At 45.1% G+C, this 14,468-nt stretch carries 12 protein-coding genes and 1 pseudogene; 7 read left to right on the top strand and 6 right to left on the bottom strand.

Annotated features, from left to right (window positions below; genetic code table 11):
• Positions 1-216: 216 nt before the first annotated feature.
• The 4 genes from H7F26_RS05190 (at position 217) to H7F26_RS05175 (ending at position 4,327) form a co-directional block, all read left to right on the top strand.
• A complete protein-coding gene (locus H7F26_RS05190; protein ID WP_003186439.1) occupies positions 217-2,136 on the top strand; it encodes a lipoteichoic acid synthase in 1,920 nt (639 codons plus the stop codon).
• Positions 2,137-2,267: 131 nt separating this feature from the next.
• Positions 2,268-2,915 (top strand): hypothetical protein, encoded by a 648-nt coding sequence (locus H7F26_RS05185; RefSeq protein WP_225853024.1) that lies wholly within the window; start codon positions 2,268-2,270, stop codon positions 2,913-2,915.
• A 141-nt stretch (positions 2,916-3,056) separates the two neighbouring features.
• Positions 3,057-3,326, top strand: coding sequence for an excalibur calcium-binding domain-containing protein (locus tag H7F26_RS05180; protein WP_003186434.1), 270 nt, complete (start codon positions 3,057-3,059; stop codon positions 3,324-3,326).
• Positions 3,327-3,466: 140 nt separating this feature from the next.
• A complete protein-coding gene (locus H7F26_RS05175; protein WP_003186432.1) occupies positions 3,467-4,327 on the top strand; it encodes a glycerophosphodiester phosphodiesterase in 861 nt (286 codons plus the stop codon).
• 46 nt (positions 4,328-4,373) lie between these two features.
• Here the strand turns inward: H7F26_RS05175 and H7F26_RS05170 are convergent, their stop codons facing one another.
• Entirely contained in the window at positions 4,374-5,726 is a 1,353-nt protein-coding gene (locus tag H7F26_RS05170) for a citrate/malate transporter CimH (RefSeq protein WP_003186429.1), read from the bottom strand.
• A 594-nt stretch (positions 5,727-6,320) separates the two neighbouring features.
• On the opposite strand from H7F26_RS05170, the pseudogene H7F26_RS22195 reads away from it, so the two are divergent.
• From H7F26_RS22195 to H7F26_RS05155, 3 genes and pseudogenes are all read left to right on the top strand, one after another.
• Positions 6,321-8,576, top strand: a pseudogene (locus H7F26_RS22195) (glycosyltransferase).
• A gap of 140 nt (positions 8,577-8,716) precedes the next feature.
• A complete protein-coding gene (locus H7F26_RS05160; protein WP_003186425.1) occupies positions 8,717-9,613 on the top strand; it encodes a MocR-like pyridoxine biosynthesis transcription factor PdxR in 897 nt (298 codons plus the stop codon).
• A gap of 60 nt (positions 9,614-9,673) precedes the next feature.
• Entirely contained in the window at positions 9,674-10,513 is an 840-nt protein-coding gene (locus tag H7F26_RS05155) for a polysaccharide deacetylase family protein (protein WP_003186423.1), read from the top strand.
• A gap of 32 nt (positions 10,514-10,545) precedes the next feature.
• Here the strand turns inward: H7F26_RS05155 and H7F26_RS05150 are convergent, their stop codons facing one another.
• The 5 genes from H7F26_RS05150 to H7F26_RS05130 all read right to left on the bottom strand — a co-directional run bounded on the left by H7F26_RS05150 (position 10,546) and on the right by H7F26_RS05130 (position 14,384).
• Entirely contained in the window at positions 10,546-10,797 is a 252-nt protein-coding gene (locus H7F26_RS05150; RefSeq protein WP_003186421.1) for a hypothetical protein, read from the bottom strand.
• Positions 10,798-11,112: 315 nt separating this feature from the next.
• A complete protein-coding gene (locus H7F26_RS05145; RefSeq protein WP_017474096.1) occupies positions 11,113-11,283 on the bottom strand; it encodes a hypothetical protein in 171 nt (56 codons plus the stop codon).
• 115 nt (positions 11,284-11,398) lie between these two features.
• Positions 11,399-11,749 (bottom strand): YxeA family protein, encoded by a 351-nt coding sequence (locus tag H7F26_RS05140; RefSeq protein ID WP_017474095.1) that lies wholly within the window; start codon positions 11,747-11,749, stop codon positions 11,399-11,401.
• Positions 11,750-11,755: 6 nt separating this feature from the next.
• Positions 11,756-13,633, bottom strand: a complete 1,878-nt coding sequence (locus tag H7F26_RS05135; protein WP_003186416.1) for an FtsX-like permease family protein — start codon at positions 13,631-13,633, stop codon at positions 11,756-11,758.
• Positions 13,608-14,384 (bottom strand): ABC transporter ATP-binding protein, encoded by a 777-nt coding sequence (locus H7F26_RS05130; RefSeq protein WP_003186414.1) that lies wholly within the window; start codon positions 14,382-14,384, stop codon positions 13,608-13,610. Before H7F26_RS05130 ends, H7F26_RS05135 begins: the two co-directional genes overlap by 26 nt.
• Between the last annotated feature and the right edge of the window lie 84 nt (positions 14,385-14,468).

Raw genomic sequence — 14,468 nt, 5'->3', positions numbered from 1 at the left:
AAATTCATTCGTCTTAATTAAAGGCCGTTGTCTTACATGCGGAAAATTTTTTTCGCAGGCGTAGACTGTTTGAGTGAGGGAAGCCGGGGGATTTCACCAGGACGTGCTTGTAAAACCGCCGAGACTTTTAGTAGAATGATATATTATCGTTTCCTCACGCTTCATTGACTGAAACAGAAAGCGGTCTGAAAAAAGTTTAAAAAGGTAGAGGTTATCATGAAAAAAATATTCTCTCATAAGCTAAGCTTTTTTGTATTAGCTGTTGTTTTTGTATGGGCTAAAACCTATGCTTCCTACTTTTTAGAGTTTAATTTAGGTGTGAAAGGGTCTACGCAGCACATGCTGCTGTTCATCAACCCATTGAGCTTCACGATTGCTGCACTCGGTTTGGCTTTGTTTGCAAAAGGCCGCCGGTCGGCGATATGGATCATCATCATTGATGCTGTGATGACGTTTGCTTTATATGCAAATGTCCTGTTTTACCGTTTCTTTGATGACTTTTTGACGTTTGCAAACTTAAAACAAGCCGGAAACCTCGGCAATATGTCTGACGGCGTTTTTGACATCATGGCATTTCATGACATCGTCTATTTCGCAGATTTGATCATTTTGATTGCTCTATGTGTGAAGCTGCCTGAACTGAAGGCGTCACAACTGAAAAAAAGATGGGCTGCTGCCGTTGTTCTCGGCGGAGTGGCTCTGTTTTTCATCAACCTTGCAGTTGCCGAGACAGACCGTCCGGAGCTTTTGACAAGAACATTTGACCGAAATTACATCGTCAAGTATTTGGGGCCTTACAATTACATGATCTATGATGGTGTTCAGGCCGCTCAAAACGCGAGCCAAAAGGCATACGCGAGCAGCGACGACCTGACGAGCGTCATCAACTATACAAATTCGCATTATGCGAAACCGAATGACGAGTATTTCGGCGCAGCAAAAGGTAAGAACATCATCAAGATTCATTTGGAAAGCTTCCAGACGTTTTTGATCGATTATAAGCTGAACGGAAAAGAAGTCACGCCGTTCTTGAACAAGCTGGCGCACGGCCAGGATGACATGATGTATTTCGATAACTTTTTCCATCAGACCGGCCAAGGTAAAACAGCGGATGCCGAATTGATGATGGACAACAGCCTTTACGGACTTCCTGAAGGCAGTGCGTTTGTAACAAAAGGGCAAAATACGTACCAGTCCCTGCCGGCGATTCTGAACCAAAAAGAAGGCTACACAAGCGCCGTGCTGCACGGGGACTACAAGTCATTCTGGAACCGCGACCAGGTGTATAAACAAATTGGCTATGACAAATTCTTTGACGCCAGCACATATGATATGTCAGAGGATAATCTCGTCAACCTTGGCTTGAAAGACAAGCCGTTCTTTGAAGAATCAATTCCGAAGCTGAAATCGCTCAAGCAGCCGTTCTATGCGCATTTAATCTCGTTGACAAACCACTATCCGTTCATTTTGGATGAAGAGGATGCCACCCTTGAAAAGGGAACAACGGGAGACAAAACGGTAGACGGTTACTTCCAGACGGCGCGCTATCTTGACGAAGCGCTTGAAGATTTCTTTAAAGAGCTGAAAAAAGCGGGATTATTTGATGATTCTGTTATAGTGATCTATGGTGACCACAACGGAATCTCAGAGAATCACAACCGTGCGATGAAAGAAGTATTAGGTAAAGAGATTACACCGTATCAAAACGCGATGAATCAGCGCGTACCGCTTATGATCCGCATTCCGGGCAAAAAAGGCGGAGTCAACCATACGTATGGCGGTGAAATGGATGTCATGCCGACACTTCTTCACCTGCAAGGTATTGACAGCAAAAAATACATCAACTTTGGTACAGACCTCTTTTCTAAAGACCACGACCAAACCGTGGCTTTCAGAAATGGAAACTATGTAACGCCGAAGTACACGATGATTGATACGACCGTATATGATACAAAGACAGGAAAAGAGATCAAGGGCAACCAAGAGACGGAAAACCTGAAATCGCAGGTGTCCGAACAGCTGGATCTGTCCGACCAAGTACTCTATAAAGATCTGTTGAGATTCCACGAGATTTCAGACTTCAAGCCTGTTGATCCATCAAAATATCATTACGGAAAAGAAAAAACCGGAGAATAAAAGACAAAAAACCGCCTGACTGCTTTAACAAGCGTCAGGCGGTTTTTTTGTGGGGCCGCTCCGCCGTTGTTCTAAGAAGCCTGTCCGGCACATAGATTGATAGGAAAGAAGACAGAACAATGAAAGAGGATGTGAGAGCGTTGACCAAATCTCAGTATTTCTTTAAATTGCATCCTTTGATGGTGCTGGCCGGCTGGAAGGTGAAGGAAAATCATTTGTATCAAAAGCCGATTCGCGACCCCCGCCATACGCTATTGATCTTGGAGAATGAAAGCTGCGGTAAAATGGTACAAGTTGAATATGCTGGAGAACTGAAGTACGTCATCAGGATGCAAAATGCTGATCAATCGAAGGTCAGCGAAGATTCTGACGCGCCGTATGAACAGCTGATCGAACGGTTGGAAGACTTGATGCGTGCCTCTGATGGCGCCCGCAATTTGCTAAGGCTTAGAATCCCGGCCGGCTGGACAGTTGCGCATCACTCTTTAACTGATACAAACCCCGATGAACTAGCGCCTGACAGCAAGGCTTGGCTGTTTGACTTCAAACGGGACCTTTTGAAGCTGCGGCATGATGAAGAACGCCTTCTGCTCGATGTAGAGTGGTATCCCGAGTGCAGTCCGGCAGGCCATTATGCGCTGAAATTGATAAAGAACGGGAACTGGGACAGCCCTTTGGAAGACATGCTGTGCATCCATCCGAAGGAATTAGCGTATGAGATTAACGCTGTTTTGAAAAAGACTTGCGAACATCAATATGTGGATGAAACCGGCGCATAACGGCCGGTTTTTGTGCGAAGAGACGCTTTTTCGATTCATACTTTTCATTCAATAAAATTCCATATTTTTCTTGATCGAATAAGAAAAATATTTTATCATGGTAAAAGATACATAACAAATAGACGAAAGGGGTCAAATGGGATGAAAAAAATAGCAGCGGGTCTTTTGTCTGCCGGTCTGATCATCGGTTTTTCCTGGGGCGCCGGCGATGTGGCAGAAGCAAAAACGAAGGTAAAGACGTACAAAAACTGCAAAGCTTTAAACAAAGACTATAAAGGCGGCGTCGCCCGTACGAAATCGGTGAAAAACAAAGGCGGAAAAACGAAGTACAAGCCGTATGTTTCAAAAGCGCTTTATGATGCCAATAAGAAGCTGGACCGCGATAAAGACAAAATTGCCTGTGAGCGCTGATATATCCAAAAAAAGATCTCTGCCAAGGGATCTTTTTTTGTTTATCAGGAAATTTATGAAAATTAAAGACTGCTGAAACATAATCTTAACAGTGCGAACCTATACTTTGGCAAGAGAAGAGCAAAAGGGGAGTGGATGATGTGTCAGCTTTATTCAAAAAATTGATGTTATCTTCATTGATCGGGGTTTCCATCGGGTCAGCGCTGTTTGCACCGAATGCGGGTGCACAAGAGCCGGCGGTGAAGCCTAAAAAAGTGGATGTCATTGCACACAGAGGCGCTTCGGGATATGCGCCGGAAAACACGATGGCTGCTTTTGATAAAGCGCTTCAGATGAAAGCAGATTATATCGAGCTGGATGTTCAAATGTCCAAAGACGGGGAGCTTGTCATCATTCACGATACGACCGTAAACCGTACGACAGATATTGACTTAGTGCTGCCGGTTGCCGTAAAGGATTTGACGCTTGCCGAGCTGCGCAAGCTTGATGCCGGCAGCTTCTTCGGTCCGCAGTTCGCAGGAGAGCGCATTCCGACATTTGAAGAAGTGCTTGACCGGTATAAAGGGAAGATCGGAATGCTGATCGAATTGAAAGAGCCTGCACGCTATCCGGGAATCGAAGGAAAAGTGTCAGCAGCATTGAAAGAGCGGAGAATGGATAAGCCTAAAAACGGAAAAATCATTGTACAATCGTTTGATTTTAACTCTGTCTATAAAATTCATCAGCTGCTTCCATCGATGCCGACAGGTGTCTTGACGTCAAAAGCGGCGGACTTAACAGATGCAAAGCTTAAGGAATTTTCCGGCTATGCCAAATACGTGAACGCCAACTTGAAAAATGTGGCCGCTGATCCTACGCTTGTGCCGAGAATTCATGCGCTCGGCATGAAGATTACGCCTTGGACCGTCCGCTCCCGCGATGAAGTGCCTCCGCTATTAAAGGCCGGCGTGGACGGGATTGTGACAGACTTTCCCGACTATGTTCCGAAAAAAGTACGGTAGCCACAATAAGAAAGCCTGCAGCTCGCTCTGCAGGCTTTTTCATTCATCAATAAAACTGGGCTAGCAGCAGCAGCGTCAGCGTAACGGTTATCGCTCCGCCGATTCTTGTGGACACCTGGGCAAACGGCATAAGCTCGAGGCGCTCTGCGGCGCTGAGAATTGCGATGTCGCCGGTGCCTCCCTGGCCGGAATGGCAAGCATTGATGATCGCGGTTTCGATCGGGTACATATTCAGCCACTTCCCTGCAAAAAAGCCGACGGCTATCATCGTGACCACGACGGATACGATCGTAATAATATTGGCGATATTAAAAGCTGCGATCAGCTTGTCCCACGGTGTCATGGAGACGCCAATGGCAAAAAGCAGCGGATATGTCACAGCAGTTGAAAAGAAGCGCGACACGCCGTAGGCGCCGTTTTCCAAATTCGCCGGAGCCAGACGAAACAGTTTCACGGCAACAGCCAGCAGAAGCATCATGACGGGTGCTGGAAATCCGAACAAGTCATGTGAAAGCATACCGACCAAATATAATGAGACGGCGAGAATGCCTCCTGACGCAAAGTGGGAAAGATTAAAAACGCTTTCTTTGTCTTTGTCGCGGCTTTCGAGCGGCTGTGCGTCCCCGCTATCAAAACGGTCAACTTTTCCGTTGCCTGTCAATTCAGGCTTTTTCTTCCCGATTACATTTAAAATTCCGGACAAAATGACGGCGCTTAAGCTTCCGAACATTATGGAAGGAATGACAAGTGCAAAAGCTTCCCCTTGTGACATGTGCATGATTTCCGAATAGCCGATGGACAGCGGAATAGCTCCCTCGCCAACCCCTCCGGCCATGATCGGAATTACAATGTACAGCAGCGTATGCTGAAATCCGAGGCCGAGCATTGTACCGACCGCCAGACCGACTGCCGCTGCAGCAATGGTCCCTGCAATCAGAGGAATAAAAATTTTAATGAACGCCCTGACCAGCGTTTCTCTTTTCATTCCTAAAATGCTTCCGACTACAATGGCAGAGATGAACAAATAAAGAAAGTTTGAGTTTTCTGTAAATTCAGTTGTTGATTTGATAATGTCATCGGGAATGAGATGGTAATAGACGATAGCTGAAGGAATAAACGTCGCAAGTATAGCGGCACCGCCGACAGAACGAAGAAGCGGCAGCGACTTTCCGATTTGGGCGAAGGTGAATCCGAAAAAGCCCGTAACCGCAATGGCTGTTAAAATGTCGCTTTTCAGATCGTGCATATAGACAAACGTCACAATCAAAGCGAAGAGCAGCAAATATACGGGCAGCGGAATGATGCCGATTTTAACATTCATTGCTCTTGCAAAAAAATTTTCATCCTGTTCTTTTGTTGTTTGAATCGGTATATGTTGTACCTTTGTTTTTGCTTCCATATTCTTTCCCCCATCCTTTATGTGATCCCCTTGCTGAGTTATTTAACTAAATTAAGTATACTAAAAAAATCAAAATTCAGACAACCGTGCAGGAAGACCTAACTGTTTTCCCATAATGATCAAAATTTGGCTAAAGACGTGTCTGGATATAGGTAATGGCCCTTGTGCAGGCCGTTTTTGATGCAATTATTCCTGGATTCCCTTTTTGTGGAATAAAAATCGACACAAAATAGCTGTTAATCCGTCAAAAATAAATCAAACATTTAGGAGCAGAGACCTTTTTTCTTTTGTAAAGCGTTGATACATTCAGCTCCTTTCTCTGAAAAGACACAGGACGTCTGAGACAAAAGATTCAATCTTGATACGGGGTACATGTGAAGGGTTATCAATGTGAGCCTTATGATTTTTTGAACAAGAGACTATAGTCGTATAATTTCAGTTTTTAATAGATAAAAAGATATAATTTTTATAATTTTTTAAAGAAAATTAGGACAAATAGTGGTAATATATTTGAGTGCAAAAGAAAGAAATAAAGGAATATTTTAGAGAAACCCTGTAAAAAGGTTTTTTTATGTATCACATAAGGAGAAGAAAATGGAATTTATTTTACACTACTATCCCGCGGCAATGATTGCTCTGATTCTCATCGGTTTTTGGGGATCGCGGGTGAATTCGCGTTTTAAGAAGTTTTTAATCATACTGTGTCTTATGACGAACGGTGTGTATATTGTATGGCGGTTCGGCTTTACGCTGCCCGTCTCTCGCCCCGCCGATATCGTGATGGGCGTCATCCTGATTGCAACTGAATGTATCGGCTTTTTACAGCTCTTGGTCTTTTATACGCTAGTATGGAAGGAAAAGAAGCGGGAGCCGGAAAAGCTGGGCGATCAAGACCATCGGCCGAGCGTTGATATTCTCATTGCAACTTATAACGAGGAGCGCCATGTGCTGAAAAAGTCGGTGGCAGGCTGTCTGAACCTCGACTATCCAAAAGAGCTTGTCAACATTTATTTGTGTGATGACGGAAGGCGGACGGCTATTCAAAAGCTGGCTGAGGAACTTGGCGTTCATTACGTTACAAGGCAAAACAATGAGCATGCAAAAGCGGGGAATTTAAACCATGCGATGAGCTGCTCAAACGGGGAACTGATTGTGACGATGGATGCCGATATGGTTCCGCTCCCTTCATTTTTGCAGAAAACCGTCGGCTATTTTAAGAAGGAAAAAGTGGCTTTTGTTCAAACGCCGCAGGCTTTCTATAATGAAGATCCTTAGTACAACTTATTTTCCGGAGCGAACATTCCGAATGAGCAGGACTTTTTCATGCGCAGGCTCCAGGCTGGGAAAGACCGTTTTAATGCTGTCATGTACGTCGGCAGCAATACGGTTTTCAGAAGAACGGCTTTGGAGGAAATCGGCGGTTTTGCGACAGGTGTGATTACGGAGGATATGGCAACAGGGATGCTTTTGCAAACAAAATTTAAATCTGTTTTCGTCAAAGAAGTGCTTGCGGTCGGTCTCTCGCCGGAAACGTGGATGGATCTTTTGAAACAGCGCGACCGCTGGTGCAGGGGAAACATTCAGTGCGGAAAGAAGTGGAATCCGCTTTTCTTAAAAGGCTTGACGCCCATGCAGCGAATCCTTTATTTTGACGGCATTCTCTTTTGGTTTTTCGGCGTTTTTAAGATGGTATACATCCTCGCGCCGCTCATGTTTTTGCTGTTTGGCATACATAGCTTAAAGACTGATCTGTGGTCGATCACTTCGTTTTGGCTGCCTGCGTTTTTAGGTTCTTACCTTTCATTTAAAGCCGTTTCGGACCGGCAGCGCAGTATGAACTGGAGCCATATTTACGATACATCGATGGCGCCGCACATGGCGATATCGGCCTTGTCGGAATTCATTTTCAAAAAGCGGTTTGATTTTAAAGTCACACCGAAAGGCGTCAACACAGATCGGCGAAAATTCAAATATACAACGGCGCTGCCGTGTGCGATTTTGCTCGCAATGACGCTGCTTGCACTCGGAAAAACCCTTTATGAATTGTTGTTTCTTCATACGTTTGATATAAACGTCACTTCGTATAATTTATTTTGGGTTCTCTATAACATGACAGGGCTCATACTTGCGCTGCTCGTTGCCTTTGACAGGCCGAGGTTCCGAAGCTCTGAGCGTTTCACAGTCAACAAGCCGGCGGCTTTTTCCACCGTTTCAGTAGATGAGCACAAATGTGAACTGATCGATGTGAGCGACACGGGCGCGCGTATCAGACTGCCTTATACGGCTGATTCGGATATGTACTATCATGTAGACGGTCTGATCATAGATGCGGTCGGAAAAGTCCCGGCCCGGGTGATGTGGACGACGAAGGACGAGGCCGACATTGAAATCGGGCTGCACTTCAAAGAGATGGACAAGGAACTGTATGTGAAACTGATCGGTTTTATGTTTAATGAAGAAAATGCAAAAAAGGCCGACCGGGAAAAGCGGGCTGATACGTTGTCAACAGTGATACGCTTTTTAACGAAAACTGAAAAAAGCCCTGATGCATTCAAGAGAAAATACGTGCGCGAGGCCTTTCAAGGTCTGGGAACACTGCTGTTTCCCCGTGATTCAGAGAAAGGGGCTCACGAGGTTATGATTAAGGATATCAGCTTGTCAGGCTGTCAGATTGAATCCGGCTTCCCGCTTGAAATCAATGAACATGTGCTGGTTTCTATCAATGAGAAGGACCCGGATCAGCGGCTGGCGCTCGTCTGCTGGATAAAGAAGCGGAGAAAGCGATACACAGCGGGATTGAAATTTTTAGATGAACATGCATCAAAATCAATGGGAGACCCGGTAGCATAAGCTGCGGGTCTTTTTTTGTCAATGGTCTTCCTGTACGGTCCGCCCGTATTCGAATTTCATGCTTTGGTTCAGCATGTTTTCTTTAGCTGTGATCTCTCGGGGCTGAACAAAGAGGTGTCCGCTGTGCACCTGAGCAAATTGTGATCTGTTCCGGTACGCAGTATGCAGTCGGACTTCTTTGCCAGCTGCTCTCAATGAACGGCCGATTGGTTGCGTTGGAAAATCCGGGATATGATGGTGTGCGTTCTGTTTTCCTTAACCATGGATGTGATATTCAGCCAATTGGTCTGGAGACGGATGGGATCAATTTGACACAGCTTGCTGCAACACGGGCGAAACTCGTTTATATTACGCCATCGCATCAGTTTCCGTATGGAATGGTTCTGCCGATACAGAAGAGGCTGAAATTGCTTGAATGGGCAAGCCGTGAGAAGGCCTATATTATCGAAGACGACTATGACAGCGAATTCCGCTATCAGGGCAGGCCTATTCCATCTTTAAAAGCGCTTGATAAAAAAGAAAATGTCATTTATTTAGGGACTTTTTCAAAGTCATTTCTTCCGGGAGCGAGATTGAGTTATATCGTTCTGCCTTCAAAACTGGCGGATGAATTTCAAGAGAAGCTTGGCCGCTACAGCCAGTCTGCTTCACCCATCATTCAAAAAGCGATGTTTTTATTTATGAAAGAAGGGTTTTTCGAAAGGCACATCCGTAAAATGAAAAAAGTATATCAAGAAAAGCACAAAACATTAATATCGGCCATTAAAACGCATTTCGGAAATGACGTGGAAATCATCGGCGAAAAAGCGGGGCTCCATATTTTGATGAAGACAGACCGACATGCACAAGACCTCATACATAAAGCGGAAAAACTCGGTGTGAAAGTTTATCCGGTATCCGATTTCTGGATTAAGCCTCATGAAAGCAGCTCTTCAATCGTCATGGCGGGATTTGGGGGTCTTACTGCAGCGGAAATTGAAGAAGGGATCAGCAGACTGCGTAAAGCTTGGCTCTCCTCCTCAAAGCAGGAACAGTGAAAAATGCCCGTTCCGCACCGATATTAAAAAGGATTCAGTAGATAGAAAGCGGGAATAATTGTGAAAAAAACGAAAATGTTACTTGTGCTGTCTATGTTGATGGGGGTGCTGTACGGGTGTTCCGGTCATGAAACAAAAGGAGAGGAAAAAACAGAACCAAATACGGCTCAAAAAGCGGCAAAACAATCAAAACAGCAGGCGGAACATGATCCATCATCCAAGTGGGTCAAAGTGAAAAGCCCGGCCCGCATTCCGATTCTCATGTATCACAGCATTTCCTCAGGAAACAGCCTGCGCGTACCGGAAGGGGAATTCCGCGGGCATATGAAATGGCTGAAGGATAACGGCTATTACACGTTGACACCTGAGGAAGCCTATATTGTCTTAACGCAAGATAAAATGCCGAGTGATAAATGCGTGCTGATTACGTTTGATGACGGTTATACAGATAACTTTGAAAAAGCGTACCCGATTTTGAAAGGCTATGGGATGAAGGCGACAATTTTTATGATCGGCAAATCGGTTGGCGGGAAGAACCATTTGACGGAGAAACAAATGAATGAAATGAGGCGAAACGGCATTTCGATTCAAAGCCATACCATTCATCACGTTGAATTGAACGGACTGGCACCGGGACAGCAGCTCGATGAAATGACGCGTTCCAAAGCGCTGTTTGATCGCATGTTCAGCCAAAATACGGTGATGCTGAGCTATCCGGTCGGGCGCTACAACGAAGATACGCTGAAACTCGCAAAGCAGGCAGGCTATCAAATGGCCGTCACAACAGAACCGGGAGCGGCATCTAGGGATCAGGGGATGTATGCGCTCCACCGCGTCCGAATCTCGCCGGGGATGTCGCCGGACGCCTTTGGGAAAATGGTGGAACACAGCAGACAATAGGAAAGACGGCATTTATCATGATGCCGCTTTCCTTATTTTTTTTCGTTTTGGTGCGTCGGGCTCATGACAAGCCGCAGATTCGGGCGCATACCTTCGGAGGTTCGGCGGTTTGCCGTCTGTCCGGGAGCGGTTTCGATTACCCTCAAAACTCCGGTCGGCGCAGCTGCCTGGCGGATCAATATTCTGCTTTTCGGTGCCGCTTTTTTATAAGAACTTTTGTTGTTCTTGTCAAAAAAGAATGAATACAAAATAAACAGAGCCAATAAAACCAGTAAAAAAATCATCTGGAAAAAACCCTCCTTATCATGAATGTCTTCTTTTAATATCGAACAAGTAGGTGCAAAGTTTTATATGTTTTGTATCAGAATCGCTTTATTGTGACTTTTAAATCGTTTGAAGAGCGGGAATCTGCTGTCTTTACATCATTCCCAATCGGAAGTCAGGTTAAACAACTGAATGAATAATGACGTATTTGGAGTTGATGTTGAATGAATGATGAAGGGAGATAGCTGGAATATACCCGGCTCACTGCAGCAAGAACTGCATACAGCCTAGGGATCCGAGCAGGAGCAGAAGTTAGGTTAACGCAGCCGCAGGTCTTAACAGCCGCCATCGCCGCCGCCGCAATCACCCCCGCTGTCTCCGGATGAGTCAGGACCTCCAATAAAAAAAGTCGAAGAGCTGCTGCCGCTGTTTTTTTCTCCGGACGGCAACATGGAGGCGTAGAGAAGGAAAACCACCAGTATAAAACCAATTATTCCAACAATCATATGAAAACCTCCTAAACAATATGACTTCTGTTTTTATACGAGCAACGGGCCAAAAAGTTTCGGAATTTTGTTAAAATATAGTGATTCATAGAAAAAACGGCTTAGACGCCGTTTTTTATTGCTTGATCAATTTTTTCTGAACGGCACTCGGCATGCCGCCGGGCTGTACTTCTTCCCATGTCTCAACATATTTTCCCTTCGCGTGTACCTTTAGATAGGCGTTTCTTCGAAGGGAATCGCTGGCGGAGAATGTAATTTCTTTTTCCTTACCGGTGTCATTATATCCTTCCAGCGTGTACTCATAGCGGCCCGGGCTCAGGTGCTTACCGTCTTTGTTGATCTGGACATATACGCTTTCTTTCTTCACAAGTGGATTGAACCTGTCTGTCACTTCATTATGAATCAACAGAAATGCGCCGATACATACAGCTAAAGCAGCTGTAATGAGAGAAATTGTTTTTTTCATATTTTATCACCTTAAAAATCCTTTTAATTTTTTCAGATAGCTTTTTCGAATCATCATAAAGAATAATAGTTGGAAGATCAGAAATCCGCCTATTGTCATGATCACCGGAGATGCGAAATGACCAAGGCTCTGTGCCTCGAGCGTCTTCATCGCAAAATACGTATGAATTGAGGCGAGTACGAACGGAAAGAAGAACAGGATGGCCAATTGAATCGTTACGCTCTGCGACATTTCCTTTTCGCTCAGGCCGATTTTTGAGAGTGACCGGTAGCGCTCTTGATCTTCTTCAAGATCGGTAAACAGGCGGAAGTACAGAAAGCTCCCGGATGCCGTAAAAAAGAGAACCGCAATAAAGAATCCGATAAACAGACTCAGGCTTGGAAGCTGAACAGTTTCAAAATAATTGATGGCCTTTGCTTCAAATTGAAATTGGATATTGTGAGATTTTTCTCTGAGATCTTTTTCCAATGATTGGCTCATGTCGAGGCTCTCTTTCCAGCGGTTGTACTGATAGCCGTACAATGTGAGGGATTCGCCTTGTTTTTTCAGCTTTTCGAAGGTTTTGCCGTTTACGACAACGATGCTTTCTAACGAAATGAGCGGTTTTTTAATACCTTTTACCTTTAGCCGTTCATTTGCCGGCTTCAAATCTTTGTTCAACATGTCCAAGGTCTCAGGAATTTCCCGCTTTTCTTTTGCCTCAAAGGCGTTTGGATAATACAGCGCCTCACCGTCTTTCAGTTCACCGGAATTTAACTTGAAGTGCTTTTGGAATTCGCCTTCAGAGACCAGGAGCACCGGAGGAAGGAGATCTCCCTGGCTATAGCTCATATAAATTCCTTTTGTCACTTCCTTTGCATACGAAAAATGTCCGTCCTTCAATTTTTGTTCGATCACCTTAACGTGTGTTTGTTCCTTTTGGCTCCCGCTGTATAATAAGTACTCTATCTCATATCGGGAATCCAATTTTCCGATAGAAGTCTTGGAAATTACCAATGCACCCATGGCGGTAAAGGCGACCGCGGAAATGATGCAAACGAGAAAGAACAGGCGGGCATTATCCTTCAGCCGATAGACAAGATCGGATATCCAAAGCACGTTTTTTCCTCGTAAATAAAATGACCTCCGCTTTTTTAACAGCCGCAGCAGCCAAATGCTGCTTTGGCTGAAGAAGAAATAAGTCCCGATGATCGTCAAAATTAAGATCGTGACGGCTTGGGGAAAATGGATGTCGGCGAACAATACAAGCCAGTAGCCGGAGCCGAGGCAGCCGATGCCGACGACCGAAAAAATAATGGACGGTTTTGGCTCCGGTTTAATTTTCCCGGTGCCTTTGATCAGCTTGACAACGGTTTTTGATTTAATAAATAACACCGTAAATTGCGACAGCAGAATAAACAGCGCAAGAAAGCAGGCGGATGTAAGGGCCATCGCTTTCCAAGGCAGATACAATGGCAAAGCGTCCATTTCCAGAATATAAGCGCCGATCGTAAAGAATGTTTTTGCAAAAACAAGACCGCCGATGATGCCTGTAACGATCGAAAGCACGCCGATGATGATGTTTTCTGCGGTAATCAGCTTCCTCAATTGACCCGGAGCGATTCCCTGGATGGTGAGGATCCCGAATTCCTTGCTTCTCGACTTGAGAAAGGCGTTGACGGAATAAAGCACAAACAGAATGGAAAAGGCGAAAATCATCCATTCAGCCACCGACAACCCCCGTTTTGCAATGGTGTTTAAGTAGCCTTCCTCTAAAGCGGGGTGGAACAAAAACATCGCAAATGTGAAAAAAATCATCACTGAAAATGAGCTGCTTAAAAAGAAGGCGAGATAGGCTCTTTTATTCCGGACGACGTTTTTATAAGCGAACTGAAGAAAGGTCATTGGTATTTCCTCCCAGCATAGACAGCACATTCAGAATCTCTTCATAAAATACTTGGCGGTTGGCGCCGCGGTAAATTTCATTGAATAATGTTCCGTCTTTAATAAAAATGACGCGACGGCAATAGCTTGCGGCAACTGGGTCGTGCGTGACCATTAATATCGTGGCATTGTCGTTTTCATTAAGATGCTGCATCGTCTCCATCACGTCTTTTGATGCCTGCGAATCGAGGTTTCCTGTCGGTTCGTCGGCGAGGATGAGGGCGGGCTGATGAATGACGGCTCTTGCGATGGCCGCCCGCTGCTTTTGTCCGCCGGATACTTCAAACGTCCGTTTGTTCAAAAGTTGTTCAATGCCGAGTTTTTCAGCAATCGCCTGAAGTTTATCTTCCATGACGGAAAGCGGTTGATTTTCAAGCGTTAACGGTAGCATGATGTTTTCGCCGATCGTCAGTGTATCCAGCAAATTAAAATCCTGGAATACGAACCCGAGCTGCCTGCGGCGAAAGTGGGCAAGCTTCGCCCTTTTTAAATGATGCGGGTCTTCTCCGCGAATTAAAATGTCGCCGGAATCCGGGCGGTCAATCGTCGAAATGATATTGAGAAGCGTCGTTTTTCCAGAACCGGACGGCCCCATGATCGCCGTGAACTCACTTTCCTCGACATTGAATGAAATATCTTTTAAAGCCTGATGGGAAACTTGTCCTTTATATGTTTTATTGATGTTTTTAACGACCAGCATATTTGTTGTCATGATATCCTCCTTTTGCTGCGCTTTTTAAGGATGACCGTTTCCGGTATGTTATCCATTCCAGCGGGCTCCTCCGGAATGCTTTCA

The sequence above is a fragment of the Bacillus sp. PAMC28748 genome, from assembly GCF_014250415.1.
GTDB classification, from domain to species: Bacteria; Bacillota; Bacilli; order Bacillales; family Bacillaceae; genus Bacillus; species Bacillus licheniformis.
The sequence above is the reverse complement of the archived record's forward strand: the minus strand, read 5'-3'. Positions and strand labels throughout refer to the sequence as shown.